Raw genomic sequence first — 17095 nt, 5'->3', positions numbered from 1 at the left:
ATACTAAGAATGAAAAAAATATTAATTTTAACGGGAGTTTTATTGATTTTTAGTCTTTCGTTAGTAGCATGTGGGAAAGAAGAATCGAGGGGAGACACAAATGCAGAAAAAACACCTAAGGTAGAGGAAAAGAAAGAAATCGAACTCTCAATCGATCAGTCATATATTCAGTCTGATGATAATGGAAAAATTGTTATTACAGGAAAAATAGATCCTAAAGCTAAATTATCTTCCAAAGGGACAAATATTCCAGTCGATTCAAATGGCGTTTTTTCCTACACACTATCTTTCGAAGGTAGTTTGGAATCGTCAATCGTAGCTAGTTTGCGTGCAACAAGAGATGGTTACAATGATAAAGATTATGATATAACTGTATATAACAATTCAAAATCTTACAAAGAAAAAGTTGCTAAAGAAGAAGCCAATCAAAAAATAGCAGATGAAAAAATTGCTAAAGAAAACGAGCTTCTCACTGAAACAGAAGAGAAAACTGATGATGCATCGATTCAAAAGAATAATGCAATAGGCAGCCAAATCGATACTACAAATTTAACTGATAACAGTGACGGAACGTACACTAGTAATGATGGAAACTTATTTTATATGGTGAATGAATCGAATGAAATATTCCGTATTGAAGAAACATTGACTGATTCCCCATCTTTTCCACTGGATGAACATGAAACGTTATCTAGGTCACAAAAGTATCTCCCTGCCAACGCAACCGTTGATAAAAATATAGTTGAAGATGAAAATACTCAAGGCTTTGTAATCAGTACCAAAGATAATTCCTTTAATGTCATGTATAGTGATATAGACGAGGACGGAACTGTTGATAAAATATATATATCAAACTCTTCTTCGTAACCAACCCCAACAAGCCCAAATCTTATGGGCTTTTGCAACCCTCGAATCGAACGTATGTACTATAAAGGAGCGATAATCATGAAAATAACAAAGAAATCAAACGGTAAATACACAACACGTATAAAAGTAAAGATTGACGGCGAATGGAAAGAACGTAGATTAACAGATTCAGATAAGGATAATCTTATTTACCGCGTTGGAAAAATGCGAAAAGCTTATAAAAACAATGATATAACTGCCGAAGAAAAGAAGTGGCGAATGGGTGAGTTTTACACGCTTGTTATAGATACTTTTAAAACGGAGAAAGTCAGCGATTCCACTATCGATTTATATCGGCTTGCTTATGAACAATTTATTGATTATTTCGGAGATATATTTATTTCATCTATCGATCGCATTAAATACCAGCAGTTCATTAATCACCTCGGAAAAGATTATTCCCTATCCACTGTGGACACCAGACACCGCAAAATGAGAGCCCTTTTTAACTTCGCGGTAGATTTAAAGTATATGAAAGAAAACCCTGCTAAAGGGGCCGTTATGGCCGGTGTGGACGTATCCAAAGATAAAGTGATGTTCATGGAGAGCGACAAGGTTAATTTAATGCTCATCGAACTAAGAAAAGAATATTCCGTAGTTAACGCTGTCATGATGCTAGCTCTCAATGCTGGGTTGCGATTCGAGGAAGTCATTGCGTTGACAAAAAAGGATATTGATTTTAAGAACCGTATTGTTCATGTTACTAAAGCGTATGATTACAAATACACGCATACCTTCATTGATACAAAAAATAAAAAGCCTAGAAAAGTATTCTTAGACTCTTTAACAAATGATTATTTAAAACAATATGTGAACTGGCACGATCAGTATTCAAAGGGCACTGTTAATAAACATGACTTCCTGTTCAACTTGAAGGGGAAAAGCCGACCTGTTACAAACGGTACCGTCAATAATGCTATTAAAGCGATGTGTAAGCTCATTGAGAGCGATGAAATAACAATGCATAGATTAAGACATACGCATACAGGATTATGCGTAGAGGCTGGTATGGACATTATTTACGTGTCCGAAAGATTGGGGCATGAGAATATAAATACGACATTGAAATATTACAGCCATTTAAGCAAACAATTGCGAGAAAATAACCAAGCAAAAGTCGATAATTTTTTCGCTAGTTAAAACGAAAGAGTGCCACAAAAAGTGCCACAAATGCCACAAATTTATAGGTATTATAGGTCACTATAGGGTATAATTACCGAATTAGTTAGATACCGAAAAACCTTCTAATACCAATGGATACAGCCGTTTTATCCATAATCTTATAATTAATCTTTACTCCTGTTCAGGGTTCCGTAAATAGTAGCCTACTCCCCGTCTTGTTACAAGCCACGCTGGATGACTTGGATTGTCTTCAATTTTCTCACGTAAACGGCGTACTGTTACATCAACTGTCCGGACATCGCCGAAATAATCGTAGCCCCAAACCGTTTGCAATAAATGTTCACGCGTCATTACTTGCCCCATATGTTTCGCCAAGTAATGCAGCAATTCAAACTCACGGTGTGTCAGTTCAATCGTCTCGCCACGTTTAGAAGCAACGTATGCATCCGGATGAATAATAAGTGAACCAATTTCTAGTTCACTGTTCTCTTCCTCTTCTGCTACAGCACTTCCAGCCGTACTGTGACGACGTAAATTCGCTTTCACACGTGCAATTAATTCGCGATTACTAAACGGTTTCGTCACATAATCATCCGCACCTAGCTCCAAACCAAGCACTTTATCAATCTCCGAGTCTTTTGCAGTCACCATGATAATCGGCATATCATACTTTTTACGTACTTCACGACATACTTCAATCCCGTCGCGACCCGGCAACATAATATCAAGCAAAATCAAATCAGGCTGAATTTCTTCTACCAATTCAATAGCCTCATCGCCATCATAGGCACAATATACATCAAAACCTTCTTTATTTAAATTAAATTTCACAATATCCGCTATCGGCTTTTCATCATCTACAACTAAAATTTTCTTTTCGGCCATCGTTAACCAGTCCTCCCATTTCTAAAATCGCTTCATTGCGACACTATATTTTTTGAGAAATAACCCCTGTGTTGCCGCTAAAAAATGTCTTTCTTTTGAGATAAATGAATGCTTTATTTCTCACGTAATATTCTGTTATATGAGCGTAATTCCGACCATAATAACCATTACACACACCATTATAACATACTATCTTCCGTATAGGAAAAGTTGGGAGGCTTTTGTATTTTACTAAACAAAAACGCAAATCTCCAAACAAGGAGACCTGCGCTATGTATCTTTTGTATTTAATCAAATAATGGACTTACAGATTCATTTTTATGAACGCGAACGATTGCTTCACCAAGCAAAGGCCCTACAGATAATTGGTCAATTTTATCAATCCATTTATCTTCTGGTAAGACAAGTGAATTAGTCACGATTAATTTCTCGATAGGAGAATTGCTGATACGTTCAATCGCTGGACCCGATAGAACTGGGTGAGAACAACAGGCGTAAACTTTCGTTGCACCATTTTCAATCAAAGCATTGGCTGCTAGAGTGATTGTTCCTGCTGTATCAATGATGTCGTCAATCAAGATGGCAACTTTACCATTCACGTTCCCAACGATATTCATGACTTCGGCAACATTTGGGCGCGGACGACGCTTATCGATAATCGCGATTGGCGCCTTCAAACGATCTGCCATTTTGCGAGCTCTTGTTACTCCGCCATGATCTGGGGAAACAACAACCAAATCTTCGTCGATATGATGCGAGCTAAAATAGTTAGATAGTAAACGCACCGCATTCAAGTGATCGATTGGGATATCAAAGAAACCTTGTATTTGTGGTGCATGAAGGTCGAGTGTAATCATACGTGTAGCGCCTGCTTTTTCAATTAGGTTTGCTACTAATTTGGCCGTGATAGGCTCACGACTACGCGCTTTACGGTCTTGACGTGCATAACCGTAATATGGCATCACAATATTAATTGTTTTTGCTGAAGCTCTCTTAAGTGCATCAATCATGATCAAAAGTTCCATCAGATTTTGGTTAACCGGAAAACCAGTGGATTGCACGACATAAACGTGGCAACCACGGATACTTTCTTCAATATTAATCTGAATTTCGCCATCACTAAAATGGGTCACGCTGGACTTCCCTAAATTAATTCCCGCTACTTCCGCTATTTCTGCTGCTAGTGCTGGGTTGGAATTTAAAGAGAAAATTTTTAACTTTGGATCAAAATAATCGTTAGACATAATCAGCCTCCACATAGATTTTATATAATTTTTCATTGTTGGGGTTGCTCGAAAAATCATGCAACCCCATAACACTAAAACAAAGCATTACTTGCCAAAATTAAGTTTTTTAGCGTATCCTTCTTTATTTTCTTGTTTCACGCGTGAAATAGCAAGCGCATCTTCTGGTACATCTTTTGTAACCGTTGTGCCTGCTGCCACGAAAGCGCGATTGCCAATGTTCACTGGCGCTACCAAGTTGGAGTTGCAACCAATAAAGACATCATCACCAATAATTGTTTTGGCTTTATTTTTGCCATCGTAGTTCACAGCGATAGAACCGCAACCAATATTAACATTCTCGCCAATCTCCGCATCACCCATGTAAATGAAATGCGGGATTTTTGAGTTCTTGCCAATTGTTGCTTTCTTCATCTCTACAAAGTTACCAATCTTAACGCCTTCACTGATTTCAGATTCTGGGCGTAAGTGTGAATACGGTCCGACTTGCACGTCATCGCCAACCTTACTATCGTAAATAGACGAATGTTTCACTTGAACACGCTCACCAAGAATTGCATTATCCAGCACGCTTGCGCCAGTAATTTCACAATCGGCTCCAATAACTGTTTGACCGTGAATTGAAACATTTGGCCCAACAATCGTATCTTGACCAATTTCTACATCAACGTCGATATACGTATTTGCTGGATCAATCAAAGTCACACCATTTCGCATGTGCTTCTCATTGATTCGGTGACGCATAATCTCTTGAGCCTCTGCTAAAGCTACACGATCATTCACACCAAGCGACTCCTTTGCGTTCTCCATTCGATAAGCCGCAACGACCTCGTCTTCGTCTTTTAGAATTTTGATAACATCTGGTAAATAGTACTCACCTTGCGCATTTTCATTGGACACTTTCGATAACGCTTCAAATAAAGCTTGATTATCAAAACAATAAGTCCCAGTATTAATCTCATTCACGCGTTGTTCTTTTTCTGACGCATCTTTTTGCTCAACAATTTTCTCAACGATTCCTAAGTCATCGCGAATAATCCGTCCATAGCCAGCTGGATCATCTAAGACCGTTGTCAAGATCGTTGCCTTTGCACGTTTTTCTTGATGATATTTCATTAAATCTTCCATCGTGTGCCCTTGGATAAGCGGCGTATCGCCACATACAACAAGCGTGACACCGTCTTTGTCACCTAGTACACTTTTTGCTTGTAAAACAGCATGTGCCGTTCCTAGTTGCTCTTCCTGCAAAGCAAACACACTTCTATCTTTCAAATGGGTCTGCACTTGTTCCGCGCCGTGTCCGACAATAGTCACAACTTCATCCGGCTCAAGCTGACTGATTTGGTCTACTACATGTTCTACCATTGGCTTTCCACAAACAGGATGTAAAACCTTGTAAAGCTTCGACTTCATTCTTGTACCTTGCCCAGCCGCTAAAACCACCGCATATCTTTTCATCATTGACAAGACCCTCCAATTATCCACTATTCTTCATAATGATAATACCGTAAATATACCTTTTTTTCAAGATGCAATTAGAACCTAGTTTGGTTTCGTCTATAAGAAATTACTGGCAAGCGTTTGCATTGTTGGGACTGTTCGAAATAAAATGAGTTACAGCCCCAATATGCATGTGAGCAGAGCGAGCATGTAATCCTTCCAAATCTATTTAAGGCAGAAGGGAATGCTCACTTTGTTCGCACTCATATTGGGCCTCTAAAGAAACTGCACTACGTTTCTTACGGGGGTTCTTGCTTTATATCTCTCTCCAGGTTGTACGTTTGTCGCTGTTTCCACTTCTCTTTCTTGGCTCTCATCAGTTTTTTTATGGAACGAATACTCACTTTGTTCGCACTCATATTGGGCCTCTAAAGAAACTGCACTACGTTTCTTACGGGGTTCTTGCTTTATATCTCTCTCCAGGTTGTACGTTTGTCGCTGTTTCCGCTTCTCATTCTTGGCTCTCATCAGTTCTTTTATGGAACGAATACTCACTTTGTTCGCACTCATATTGGGCCTCTAAAGAAACTGCACTACGTTTCTTACGGGGTTCTTGCTTTATATCTCTCTCCAGGTTGTACGTTTGTCGCTGTTTCCGCTTCTCATTCTTGGCTCTCATCAGTTCTTTTATGGAACGAATACTCACTTTGTTCGCACTCATATTGGGCCTCTAAAGAAACTGAACTACGTTTCTTAAGAGGCCCAACAAAAAGCAACCAGCCTGACGCAGCTGGTTGCTTGGATTAATATTTTTAATTATTCAGCAGCTACTTCTTCTTCGACTGCTACGTCTTCTGATACGGCACTTGATTCTTCTTCGCCTACGCGAACGTATTCAGCAAGCACGACCTCTTGGATTTTTCCACGAGTATCAGAATTGATTGGATGGGCGATATCACGGAATTCACCATCAACGCCGCGTTTACTTGGCATTGCTACGAATAAACCGTTGTTGCCATCAATCACACGAATATCATGAACAACAAATTCCTCATCTAAAGTTATGGAAGCAATAGCTCTCATTCTTCCATCAGTTTCTACACGACGTAATCTCACATCAGTTACTTGCATTATTAGTCACTCCTTATCCCATTTTGTCTTCTCATAGTTTTCTCGGGTTATTTCATCTTGTTACTTGGGACAATCTTTAGTTTCCCTTTAGATTCGCTATTCACAACAAGCATTTACCCAGGTCCTATAAAAAGTAGTGTTTAGTCTTCATTTCCTTCTTCCGCTTCTGGTGTCGCTTCTTCCGCTACTTCGCTAACAACTTCATCAGCTTCAGCATAAGCAACTAAAACAGCGTCCTGAATTTTAGCACGAGTGTCTGAATTAATCGGGTGAGCGATGTCACGAAACTCTCCATCTGGAGTACGTTTACTTGGCATTGCTACAAATAACCCATCGTTACCATCAATCACGCGAATATCATGTACTACGAATTCACCGTCAATAGTAATTGAAGAAATAGCTTTCATTCTTCCATCAGTCTCAACTCGACGTAATCTCACATCTGTAATTTCCATTTTCTTCACCACCTTAGCTCTTGTTGACATGTTACTTGTTGTTCAACATACACGCAACATCATAAAGATAACACTAGAGAATTGTTCCATCGACATTTCTCCTACACAAAAAGTAATTTTTCAACTACTTTATGTCCCCAAAAAGGAAAGCCCAGAATTTTTCTCTAACAACATCATAATAAAAAAAGCTAAATTTGACAACTTTGTGACTTCGCATATAAAAATGCCGTTTAGAATGCATTTTTTATTGACAAAGTTTAATTGTTCTTAATAACCAATTGATTGTATACTATCGATTGACTGATTTTTAGAAATCATGAAAAACATTGTTAATATAGGCTATGCAAGCATTCCCGATTATATTCCACCCACCAAATTTATGTTACTTTATACTACTAAACTCGAAAAAGCTCCATTTTTTAGTATACAAAAAAGAGCAGATTATCTGTTTTAAACCCATATTTTTGCACATATTTTTTTAATATTTTTTACAAATATCAATGAATTATGACACATCGTAATATCTGTTGGATCATCTGATTATTCATTGCTATTAAAGCATTGACAACAAGAAAAAAGACAAATACATTGCTTGAAAAAGTAATTTCTACCGTTATATTTATCACAATGATGACAAACAGATTAAAAATATATGACATCCATTTTTACGACATAATTTCGATCATTTACACCTAAAAAAGTAACTTTAGCTATATACTTATGTAACAGAATAACAAAAAAAAGAGGATTTTTTCACATAAATCCTCTTTTTTATCTGCATTATTCCGATCGTAATGCATCAATTGGTCGTAATTTTGATGCTTTATTAGCTGGTGTAATACCGAAAATAACACCAATGAACATCGAGAATAGGAAAGCACCTATAATAGTTGATGCGGTAATGCCTGATGGTATGCCTGCAATAGAGCCGAATGCAAGTGCACCAGAGACACCAATTGCAATCCCAATCAAGCCACCAACAACACTAATAACGATGGATTCAATTAAGAACTGCGTGAGTATATCTCGTTTTTTTGCACCTAAGGCCTTACGAATACCAATTTCTCTCGTCCGTTCTGATACTGATACTAGCATGATATTCATAATACCAATACCACCAACAACAAGGGAAATACCTGCTATTGCTCCGAGCGCGGTTGTAAGAGTAGAACTGATAGTATCAAATGCATTTAAAATTTCTTGCTGATTAATAACTTGATATGGCGCCGATTCGCCACTTGCTGAGTCAGCCGAGGTATAATCAAAATGAATAGATAGGCGCGATTCCAACGTATTTACAACACGATCTACATCTTCTGCTGTCTCTGTTTCGACATAAAACGTTCTAACATTTGTATCTTTTAACATACGTTGCGCTGCGGTTAATGGAACAAATACTTGATCATCGCTAGACCCCATCATTGATGCACCTTTTTCTTCCAAAACACCAACAATTTTATACGGCATACCATTTATGCGGATATACTCACCAATGGGGTCAGAAAAGCCGAATAAATCGCTTGCTACATTTGGCCCGATTACTGCAATTTTTTGCCCGTACTCGACATCAATAGGTAACAAGAAACGCCCATTATCAAGCTTAAGTCCTCTGGCATCTTTATACTGCTCATTTGTACCAATAAGCTTCAGGTCCTTAGATTTATAATCAAACGTGGCCTTTACTTGTCCTGAAAGCTCTGGTGAAACACTTTTAACGCCGTCAATATTTTTATATTTCAAAACATCATCATACGTAAATTTATCATTCGGATTAGTCGATGTGTTCATCACTGTTACTAAGTTCGAACCAAGATCACCCATTTGACTATTGACTTGATCCGTGACACCTTTACCTAGCGACACTAATAAAATAACCGAAGATACTCCAATAATAATTCCTAACATCGTTAAGAAGGAGCGCATCTTACTTGTTTTTAGTTGTTTCCAGGCCATCTTCATACTTTGGCGGATCATTTCGCTACCCCCTCATTGAAAAGTTGACCGTCTTGAATTCGAATTGTCCTTGTTCCATAATTCGCGATATCAAGATCATGTGTAATCATTACGATAGTATTTCCAGCCTGATTCAATTCTTGTAAGATTCCCATGACTTCTTTACCCGTTTTGGAATCAAGCGCTCCTGTCGGTTCATCCGCTAGCAAAATTTGTGGATTAGCCGCAAGCGCACGAGCAATGGCGACACGCTGCTGTTGACCACCAGACAATTGCGTCGGTAAATTTCTTTTTTTATCCGTTAGCCCAACTTTACTAAGGCATTCTAACGCGATTTCCTCTCGTTTTGCGGCACCCATTCCACCATAAATTAATGGTAACTCTACATTCTCTAGTGCCGATAGCTTCGTCAATAAGTTAAATTGTTGAAAAATAAAGCCGATTTTCTTATTACGAATTGCAGAAAGTTTATTATCATTTAACGTCTCCACATCGACACCATCTAAATGATATTTACCGGAATCCGGCACATCTAAGCAACCAATCATGTTCATCAAGGTTGACTTACCAGAGCCAGAAGGTCCGACAATCGCTAAAAATTCGCCTTTTTCAACGGCAAGCGTTACATTGTCTAATGCTTTAAATGTTTCACCGCCAAGTGTATATGTTTTTGTTAAATTTCTCATATCAATAAGTGGACTCGTCATGCGATCACCTCCTCGTTTGGTCTAGTTATTAAAATCCTGGCTGTTGGGATGAATTCGATTTCGTTGGTAAAATGACTTCATCGCCCTTTTCTAGACCTTTTGTAATCTCCATGTTATCTTCGTTGTGAAGCCCAGTCGTTACATATTGCTTTACTTCTTTTGTCGTGTTATTCTTCCCTTTTTTAGGAACTAACACGTAATATTTGTCCTCATCATTTTTTTGGACCGCTTCGATGGGAACGTATAGTGCGTTTGCTTTCTCATTTACCAAAATAGAAGCATCAGCTGTCATTCCTGATTTCAAATTAGCTATGTCATCAATTGAAATCGTTACTAAGAAAGAAGATACACCGTTCATAACAGTTCCTTGTTCAGCAATTTCCTTCACCTTGCCTGTGTATGTTTTGTCAGGAACCGCCGTAACAGAAATCTTAGCCGTTTGACCTTTTTTTACATTAGGAACATCCAGCTCATCCATTTGTACTTGCAATTCTAACTCATCGTAATTAGGTGCTTGTTGGTTTTGCGGAACGATTGCTCCCGTTGCCGTCGCATTTATTTTCATATCCCCTTGTTTTACTTTCGTTGTTACAAGATTCTTCGTCGTTGTATCTGATCCTGATTTAGATCCTAAGAACAATACTGCTCCTACCACGATTGCCGCGATTATAACGATAGCAATCAACCATTTAACCCATTTCTTCATGTGTGTTGCTCCTTCCAATTAAGTGATTTTCTGTTAGTTCCTCGTATGTAGGTAACCAAACTTTTAAAAGTTCACAAACATAAATATTCCCTGTAAAATTGTTCATGCCCTTCTACAAGTCCTTATTGTAGCATAGTTAAAATGAAAACCAGTCATGCTAAGGTCGTATTTATCTGTTCATATTCGGTTCATGCAAAACTGCTATGGACAAGCTAAATAAACAGGCAAAAAGCGTTCGTATTCAACGTGAGACGGGTTCCCTGAATACAAACGCTTTCGCTTGATTGCATAAAACTAAAAATTAACGTGATTTGCTGGCACACTAAAACAATTTTACCAGTTCTAAATCTCGTTATGTCTATAATTACTGGTTAGGATAATTAAAATAATTACCTTCCACTACTTCAATTTGCTTTTCTTTGACGTCAACGTTCTTAATTTTAACTAAGGAAACGTAATCATCGACCAAACGTTCCTCTGCATATTCTGACTCCACCAAGACTCCGATTCCGACTAATTTAGCATTGAACTCTTCTAATAAGTTCTTCATCCCATTAATCGTTCCGCCAGCCTTCATGAAATCATCGACAATTACTACATTCGAGCCTTCTGGCAAGCTCCGTTTTGATAACTCCATTTTCTCGATACGCTTACTAGAACCAGACACATAGTTAATGCTTACCGTAGAGCCTTCTGTCACTTTGCTATCACGACGAACAATAACAAACGGGACATTTAAGTGCTCCGCCACAGCTTGTGCAATTGGAATCCCTTTCGTTGCGACCGTCATAATTGCATCTATTTTTTGCTTATTAAATTTCGTTGCTAAGATTTTTCCGATTTGGCTTAGCGTCACTGGTTCGCCTAGTAAATCCGATAAATACAAATAACCACCTGGTAACAAACGATCAGGCTCAGCAATACGGTTGCAAAGTGTCTGAACGAAATCCAGCACATCTGCATTATCTGCAATAGAAATATATTTCACGCCACCAGCAGCGCCTGGAACCGTCTCAAGTGTACCGATGCCTCTGTCTTCAAAGGTTTTCTTTATAATCACCAAATCTTCACTAATAGACGACTTTGCAGAACCATAGCGCTCAGCAAATAAAGTCAGCGGTACCAATTTTCGCGGATGGCTCAGCAGAAACTGCGTCATATCTATCAAACGTTCACTACGCCGAATTTTCATAGTACTTCTTCTCCTCTTTTTAAAAATAGCTTTTCCAAACATTAGAACCTATTTCGCCCTTTTTGTACGTATTTAAATTCATTATAAAGGCTTTTAAGAGGAAAAGATAGTGACAACTCACCATTTCAAAATAACCAAATGTTCAATTTCGTTTATTTCATAACCTCTTTAAAGCTGGCAATTTCGGCCCCAACCGCTTTCAATGCTTCCTGCACCTCATCCGATGTTAGGAAAGTAAGTTCTTTTATTCGATAGTCTATATAGGATGTCAAACTAAGCGTTGTTTCATCGATAAACGCTGGGTGACACATAAATTCCAACGTCTCCGTGTCATTCTCGTACTTCTTCACTACTTGCTTCACGACGTCCGCTGTAATTCCATCCGCATAAAACTCATCAGAAAAACGATCTGTTGTCGGGATGCCAGTATAGTCTGCATCATGTACAGATCGACGCAATCCGACTTGGTATTTCTTCGCTAAATTCTGCAAAACTGGTAAAACGATGGGCTCGATTAAATGATGGGTGTCAAAATGGGAAATCGTGATTCCCGCAGCCAAGATTTTTTCGATTTGTGCAGTGAATTCACGCTCGACTTCATCAAAGTCAATTTTATCGACGGAACTTCTAAGTACATCTTGTGCTAGAAATTTTCCAGATTCCGCGGTTAAACTAGGTACATCTTCTAAAAGCGGACTACCAAATGTCAGCGTTAAATGCGCGCCGATATCAAGTCCAGGATTCTCTTTCGCTATTTCAGCACCTAAATCAAATGCAGGTGAATTCGCAAGCATCGTGGTCGATCTCACAACACCATGTTTATAAGCTTCTAAGATCCCGTAAACAACACCCTTTGACAAACCAAAATCATCCGCATTAAAAATCACTTTCATCATTCATCGACTCCTTTATCATTTTTCTTCTTGCCAAGGTCTAACTAGATACACTTCCTCACAGAAGCCACGTAAGCCGTTATAGACTCGTTTTGCTCTAGAGTACTGTTTGACAAGAGCAAACACTGTCGGCCCGCTACCGCTCATTAACGCCGTATCTGCGCCGAATTCTAACATCTTCTCTTTAATACGCTTCACTTCTGGGTGCTTGGCAAGCGTCACTGTCTCCAACACGTTCCCAATATTATCACAAATTCCTTCAAAACTACCATCTTGAATCGCCTGTACCATACCAGCAGTATTCGGGTGCTCTACCTCACCAACACGCAAATCCCTGTACACGCCGGGTGTCGATACACTAATCGAGGGCTTCGCTAATACAATCCAGCAATTCGGCATCATCGGAAGTGGCTTAATAATTTCACCGCGTCCAGTCGCGAGCGCTGTGCCTCCATAAAGACAAAATGGGATGTCTGACCCCAATTCTGCGCCAAGGTTAGCAAGTTCAGTAAGCGTCAACTGTAAATTCCAGATTTGGTTCAAGCCCTTAAGTGCTGCTGCTGCGTCACTACTACCGCCCGCAAGGCCAGCCGCTACTGGAATACTTTTGTCAAGCGTTATCGCCACTCCCTGCTTTACCGAAAACCTTTCCTTTAAAAGCGCTGCTGCCTGATAAACTAGATTCCTTTTATCATCGGGAATAAAGTGCGCCTTAACATCCAGTTTGATAGTATCCTTTTCGAGCAATACTAGCTGCAGACGATCCGCCAAATCAATCGTTGTCATCACCATCTCAAGCTCATGATAATTGTCTGGTCGTTTATATAGCGCGTCCAATGACAAATTAATTTTTGCAGGTGCTTTCACATTTATTTTCATCATCTCTACAGCCTTTCCTAGGGAATCCTTCAATCTTAATAAAAATAGGTTATCTCCCTGACTTCAAGTTTGGTTACACTTCCTCAAATCTTCTTTGTTTATTCTACCATAGCCAAGCCTAAATATGTACTCCAAACTAGAAAAGAGTTCCGGCTATTGAGTTAGATGGGCCAGTTAACCATTTCGTAACAATAGAGAGCGCTTCCATACCGTGAGAAATGAATTTGTCTTTTACGTCTTACTAGCATTGTAACTTCTTATATTTGAACAGCTCAACCAAAAAACCAGCCAATTGGCTGGTTTTGAGATAATAGTGATTAAAGTGCTAATTCTTTACTTACATCGTCTGTAAAGTCTAATTCTACAGTGTCTGTTAAAATGTCCGTGTAACTATAGGATACTCTTTCGAAATTGTTCTCGTCTTGATCTAATTCAACAACAAAAACAGCTGGATAAGTTTCAGCTAAAACGCCGCAACGCTCAATTGTCTTCTTACGTCCGCCGTTCGCTTTCAAAGTTAGTCTTGTTCCAAGCCTGGATTCAAGATTTTGTTTGATACTTGCAATAGTTTTTGACATTTTGTACCCCCACCTCACTAAACTCCAGTATACCACAACAAGGGCAAAAAATCAATAAACAAATATTTTAACAGCGAAATGCCTCTATGTCAACCGCTATGATTGCTTTTTTATCAATTTTTCGTTATTTTCTCATGAAATTGTCAAGAAAATTACTTAATATCGCAAATTCAGGGATACTAAACGTTTCTCCGCGCCTTTTCACGTCAATCCCAACTGCCGCAAGTTCCGCTTCTAATTCTTCTTTTTGCGATTTCAACTCTGGGAAACGATTCACCAAATTGTTCCATAATGTTTTCCTTCGCTGTGCAAATGCTGAACGCGTAATATCAAAGAAGAAGGTCTCATTGTCGACTTGTGCTGGTGGTTGCGCACGGCGTTTCAAATGGATAATCGCCGAATCAACATTTGGTTGTGGCATAAATACCGTTTTTGGCACAATGAAAGAAAGCTCAGCCTCCATGTAATACTGAATTGCGATTGATAGGCTTCCGTAAGCTTTTGTGCTCGGTTTTGCTGAAATTCGATCCGCAACTTCTTTTTGAAGCATGAATGTCATACTAGACACAGGCAAGTCTTCATGTAGCAATTGCAAAATAATCGGTGTTGTCACATAATAAGGCAAATTGGCAACTACTTTCACAGGCTCTGCTCGACTTGGAAATCTCTCTGTAATCATCGCCCCAACGTCGACTTTCAAAATATCTTCGTTCACGATTTCCACATTATCATATGCTGCGAGTGTGTCTGGCAAAATCGACATGAGACGCTGATCAATCTCAAAAGCCAGTACACGTCTAGATGTACGCGCCAAATGCTCTGTAAGCGCGCCAATCCCCGGCCCAATCTCGATAACATCTGTTTCTTTATCCAGCTCCGCCGTCTCCGTGATTCGTCGTAAAATATTGCTATCAATCAAGAAATTCTGTCCTAAACTTTTCTTGAATAAAAAATCATACTTCTTTAGAATCTCTTTTGTACGGCCTGGTGTTGCGATATCTTTACTCATTCGTCTCCTCCTGTACTACTTTGTCCCATGCGGCTTCAAATTGTTCACTCGTAATACCAAACATTCGCAATCTCGCTTGCAGTTGTTTGCCATTCGTATAACCTATTTTAAGGATTTCTCCTAACTTTTGTCGTTTCGCTTTTGCACCCGCACCGCCCATTAAGCCAAGCATCACGAGCCGTTCATAAGCAATTTCACTTTCTTGAACGCGTTCATCGCTTGTATGAAAATGCGCCAAAGCCTCGCGAATAATTTCAGGCGAAGCGTGCTCGACTCCTAAACCACGACCGTATTTCGGCAACGCATCACTACGCTTAACAAAGGCATGGTGGCATCCGGGAACCGCGGCATCAATTTGTTTTCGTATTTTTTCACCGGGAAAATCAGGATCTGTTAGTATAATCACGCCACGTTTTTCTTTTGCATGACGGATTTTTTCAATAGTCATGGCAGAGAGCGCTGAGCCATTCGTTTCGATTGTGTCTGCGTCCACTGCACGGTGAATAGCGGTCGTATCGTCTCGCCCTTCCACAACAATGACCTCATGAATTACTAGCTTCTCCATACAAAACGTCCCCTCTTTTAATCAGTGTTTCTATCATACCATAAAATCTGTAAAAGCAAAAACCTGTTTTGGCTGACAAAAAAGCAGGAGCAATACCAGTATTGGTATGCATCCTGCTTTTTTTAAATGATTAATCTAAAATGGTTACAGTCACTTGACGACGTCCCCAAGTGTAACATTGACTTTCATCTGCAAAATAAACGTCTACGATATTACCTTTAATCGCGCCACCAGTGTCACCAGCAATTGCTTCTCCGTAGCCTGATACATAAACTCTAGAGCCTAATGGAATCACGCTTGGATCTACTGCAACTACTTTTAAACCTGGGTTAGCAGTTAGGTTAATACCTGTAGCTGTCGTACCGCCACCTGAATAAGCTGTCGATTCCATCGTGAATGTTTTACCACCTGATGATGGTTTGCTACTTACTGTAGATGCGCTACTGCTTTTTGAAGATGCGTTTGAAGTTGTTGCTTTTTTAGAAGAAGATGGGGCTGGGCTGTTGCTGATTGCCGCCACTACTGGTTCTTCTTTAGTACCACGAACAACGATTTTATCTTCTGGTTTTGCTATCACTTGTTCTGCAAGGAGTTTACGATGTTTTTCTTTCCCATTCTCAAGAACAACATCATATTTGGCTACTTTCTCGCCAGCTTTTCCTGTTTGAACTACTTTTTCCTCACCTTTTTTAAGCGAAGAATCTTCTTTTACTACGGTTTTAAAAGCTACTGTTGATTTTTTTTCATCGGTTTTTTTGTCTACATATGTAACAACAACCGTCATATTTGGAGTAAGTTTTGTCGTTTTTGCTGGCAATACTTTGTCATGAGTATCTAACTTAATTTTTTTCTCTGTTAATAGTTCTGCAACTGTATCTTTTGTTGACCATGTTGTTTCTTTCTTCGCACCATTTTGAATCGCTAAGGCTACGGCACGGTCAATTTTAACTTCCATGTTCGCTGATACTTTGTCATCCAATGAAACGTTTAGAGCATCTTGCGGACGTGTTGTAATATTTTCATCCTTCAGTACTTCAGCAACAGTGTCTTTTGTTGTCCAAACACTTGCTTCTTTACCTTCGTCATTAATTGTTACTTCTTTTGCTGGAATATAAGCAATTTTCATGCCATCTTTCACAGCTGCATTTTTGGAATAGGACAATTCATCGTGCTTTCCAATTTTTACACCTTCATCATTTAATACTTCTCCAACTGTTTTTGCATGCGTGCTAATTTTTGTAACCTCGCCTGCTTTTACAATTGTGATATCGTTTTTAGTTCCCTCGAAAACGAAATAAAAAACCAATGCTATGACAATAACAAACGCGCCAATCATTATCGGTAAACGCAATTTTGATTTCTGGCTTGCGTTACTGCTAGTTTCCATGGTCATGTATTTCTCCCCTTTCTAACTTCTGTTGTGATTATAT

The 17095-nt window shown here is 39.1% G+C and carries 18 protein-coding genes; 2 read left to right on the top strand and 16 right to left on the bottom strand.

Translation table 11 applies throughout. The features are described 5' to 3' along the window. Positions 1-9 precede the first annotated feature (9 nt). Positions 10-867: a DUF4969 domain-containing protein gene (locus tag R8925_RS02910; RefSeq protein ID WP_430534420.1), complete on the top strand. Its 858-nt coding sequence runs from the start codon at positions 10-12 to the stop codon at positions 865-867. A 78-nt stretch (positions 868-945) separates the two neighbouring features. Further along, positions 946-2046, top strand: a complete 1101-nt coding sequence (locus tag R8925_RS02905) for a tyrosine-type recombinase/integrase (RefSeq protein ID WP_430534419.1) — start codon at positions 946-948, stop codon at positions 2044-2046. 153 nt (positions 2047-2199) lie between these two features. On the opposite strand, the gene yycF is transcribed toward R8925_RS02905, so the two are convergent. The 16 genes from yycF to R8925_RS02825 all read right to left on the bottom strand — a co-directional run bounded on the left by yycF (position 2200) and on the right by R8925_RS02825 (position 17058). Further along, positions 2200-2913, bottom strand: a complete 714-nt coding sequence (gene yycF, locus R8925_RS02900) for a response regulator YycF (protein WP_036069997.1) — start codon at positions 2911-2913, stop codon at positions 2200-2202. A gap of 287 nt (positions 2914-3200) precedes the next feature. Next, positions 3201-4157 carry a ribose-phosphate diphosphokinase gene (locus R8925_RS02895; protein ID WP_430534418.1) on the bottom strand — a complete coding sequence of 319 codons (957 nt, stop codon included), beginning with the start codon at positions 4155-4157 and terminating at the stop codon, positions 3201-3203. 87 nt (positions 4158-4244) lie between these two features. Continuing rightward, on the bottom strand, positions 4245-5618 hold the full coding sequence (gene glmU, locus R8925_RS02890; protein ID WP_430534417.1) for a bifunctional UDP-N-acetylglucosamine diphosphorylase/glucosamine-1-phosphate N-acetyltransferase GlmU: 1374 nt from the start codon (positions 5616-5618) through the stop codon (positions 4245-4247). Between the two features lie 255 nt (positions 5619-5873). Further along, positions 5874-6167, bottom strand: coding sequence for a hypothetical protein (locus tag R8925_RS02885; protein WP_430534416.1), 294 nt, complete (start codon positions 6165-6167; stop codon positions 5874-5876). Positions 6168-6413: 246 nt separating this feature from the next. Next, positions 6414-6728, bottom strand: coding sequence for a septation regulator SpoVG (gene spoVG, locus R8925_RS02880; protein WP_036070002.1), 315 nt, complete (start codon positions 6726-6728; stop codon positions 6414-6416). Positions 6729-6868: 140 nt separating this feature from the next. Further along, positions 6869-7183, bottom strand: a complete 315-nt coding sequence (gene spoVG, locus R8925_RS02875; protein WP_036070003.1) for a septation regulator SpoVG — start codon at positions 7181-7183, stop codon at positions 6869-6871. A gap of 780 nt (positions 7184-7963) precedes the next feature. Beyond that, positions 7964-9157 carry an ABC transporter permease gene (locus R8925_RS02870; RefSeq protein ID WP_430534415.1) on the bottom strand — a complete coding sequence of 398 codons (1194 nt, stop codon included), beginning with the start codon at positions 9155-9157 and terminating at the stop codon, positions 7964-7966. Then, complete coding sequence (locus tag R8925_RS02865; RefSeq protein WP_430534414.1) at positions 9154-9843, bottom strand: ABC transporter ATP-binding protein; 690 nt, start codon at positions 9841-9843, stop codon at positions 9154-9156. The genes R8925_RS02870 and R8925_RS02865 overlap by 4 nt, the downstream gene beginning before the upstream one ends. A gap of 28 nt (positions 9844-9871) precedes the next feature. Beyond that, positions 9872-10549, bottom strand: a complete 678-nt coding sequence (locus tag R8925_RS02860) for an efflux RND transporter periplasmic adaptor subunit (RefSeq protein WP_430534413.1) — start codon at positions 10547-10549, stop codon at positions 9872-9874. Between the two features lie 364 nt (positions 10550-10913). Next, a complete protein-coding gene (gene purR / locus R8925_RS02855) occupies positions 10914-11741 on the bottom strand; it encodes a pur operon repressor (protein WP_036073788.1) in 828 nt (275 codons plus the stop codon). 152 nt (positions 11742-11893) lie between these two features. Continuing rightward, on the bottom strand, positions 11894-12634 hold the full coding sequence (chbG, locus tag R8925_RS02850) for a chitin disaccharide deacetylase (protein ID WP_430534513.1): 741 nt from the start codon (positions 12632-12634) through the stop codon (positions 11894-11896). An 18-nt stretch (positions 12635-12652) separates the two neighbouring features. Then, positions 12653-13513: a 4-(cytidine 5'-diphospho)-2-C-methyl-D-erythritol kinase gene (gene ispE, locus R8925_RS02845; RefSeq protein WP_430534512.1), complete on the bottom strand. Its 861-nt coding sequence runs from the start codon at positions 13511-13513 to the stop codon at positions 12653-12655. A 317-nt stretch (positions 13514-13830) separates the two neighbouring features. Beyond that, the gene (gene veg, locus R8925_RS02840) at positions 13831-14091 is read right to left on the bottom strand and encodes a biofilm formation stimulator Veg (protein WP_036060632.1); all 261 of its coding nucleotides are present in this window, start codon (positions 14089-14091) and stop codon (positions 13831-13833) included. Between the two features lie 124 nt (positions 14092-14215). Continuing rightward, the gene (gene rsmA, locus R8925_RS02835; protein WP_430534412.1) at positions 14216-15100 is read right to left on the bottom strand and encodes a 16S rRNA (adenine(1518)-N(6)/adenine(1519)-N(6))-dimethyltransferase RsmA; all 885 of its coding nucleotides are present in this window, start codon (positions 15098-15100) and stop codon (positions 14216-14218) included. Next, on the bottom strand, positions 15093-15665 hold the full coding sequence (gene rnmV / locus R8925_RS02830) for a ribonuclease M5 (protein WP_430534411.1): 573 nt from the start codon (positions 15663-15665) through the stop codon (positions 15093-15095). Before rnmV ends, rsmA begins: the two co-directional genes overlap by 8 nt. A gap of 130 nt (positions 15666-15795) precedes the next feature. Further along, entirely contained in the window at positions 15796-17058 is a 1263-nt protein-coding gene (locus R8925_RS02825) for a ubiquitin-like domain-containing protein (protein ID WP_430534410.1), read from the bottom strand. Between the last annotated feature and the right edge of the window lie 37 nt (positions 17059-17095).

The organism is Listeria rocourtiae subsp. hofi (assembly GCF_963575615.1).
GTDB lineage: Bacteria > Bacillota > Bacilli > Lactobacillales > Listeriaceae > Listeria_A > Listeria_A hofi.
Note: the sequence above shows the minus strand (reverse complement) of the source record. Positions and strands in the feature narration are given on the sequence as shown.

Excerpts from the sequence above, each read along its gene's own strand:
- R8925_RS02895 (WP_430534418.1), bottom strand. The coding sequence starts at position 4,157 with ATGTCTAACGATTATTTTGATCCAAAGTTAAAAATTTTCTCTTTAAAT.
- R8925_RS02910 (WP_430534420.1), top strand. The coding sequence starts at position 10 with ATGAAAAAAATATTAATTTTAACGGGAGTTTTATTGATTTTTAGTCTT.
- R8925_RS02825 (WP_430534410.1), bottom strand. The coding sequence starts at position 17,058 with ATGACCATGGAAACTAGCAGTAACGCAAGCCAGAAATCAAAATTGCGT.
- yycF (WP_036069997.1), bottom strand. The coding sequence starts at position 2,913 with ATGGCCGAAAAGAAAATTTTAGTTGTAGATGATGAAAAGCCGATAGCG.
- spoVG (WP_036070003.1), bottom strand. The coding sequence starts at position 7,183 with ATGGAAATTACAGATGTGAGATTACGTCGAGTTGAGACTGATGGAAGA.
- R8925_RS02905 (WP_430534419.1), top strand. The coding sequence starts at position 946 with ATGAAAATAACAAAGAAATCAAACGGTAAATACACAACACGTATAAAA.
- R8925_RS02870 (WP_430534415.1), bottom strand. The coding sequence starts at position 9,157 with ATGATCCGCCAAAGTATGAAGATGGCCTGGAAACAACTAAAAACAAGT.
- ispE (WP_430534512.1), bottom strand. The coding sequence starts at position 13,513 with ATGAAAATAAATGTGAAAGCACCTGCAAAAATTAATTTGTCATTGGAC.
- spoVG (WP_036070002.1), bottom strand. The coding sequence starts at position 6,728 with ATGCAAGTAACTGATGTGAGATTACGTCGTGTAGAAACTGATGGAAGA.
- R8925_RS02885 (WP_430534416.1), bottom strand. The coding sequence starts at position 6,167 with ATGAGTGCGAACAAAGTGAGTATTCGTTCCATAAAAGAACTGATGAGA.
- chbG (WP_430534513.1), bottom strand. The coding sequence starts at position 12,634 with ATGAAAGTGATTTTTAATGCGGATGATTTTGGTTTGTCAAAGGGTGTT.
- purR (WP_036073788.1), bottom strand. The coding sequence starts at position 11,741 with ATGAAAATTCGGCGTAGTGAACGTTTGATAGATATGACGCAGTTTCTG.
- R8925_RS02860 (WP_430534413.1), bottom strand. The coding sequence starts at position 10,549 with ATGAAGAAATGGGTTAAATGGTTGATTGCTATCGTTATAATCGCGGCA.
- rnmV (WP_430534411.1), bottom strand. The coding sequence starts at position 15,665 with ATGGAGAAGCTAGTAATTCATGAGGTCATTGTTGTGGAAGGGCGAGAC.
- glmU (WP_430534417.1), bottom strand. The coding sequence starts at position 5,618 with ATGATGAAAAGATATGCGGTGGTTTTAGCGGCTGGGCAAGGTACAAGA.
- rsmA (WP_430534412.1), bottom strand. The coding sequence starts at position 15,100 with ATGAGTAAAGATATCGCAACACCAGGCCGTACAAAAGAGATTCTAAAG.
- veg (WP_036060632.1), bottom strand. The coding sequence starts at position 14,091 with ATGTCAAAAACTATTGCAAGTATCAAACAAAATCTTGAATCCAGGCTT.
- R8925_RS02865 (WP_430534414.1), bottom strand. The coding sequence starts at position 9,843 with ATGACGAGTCCACTTATTGATATGAGAAATTTAACAAAAACATATACA.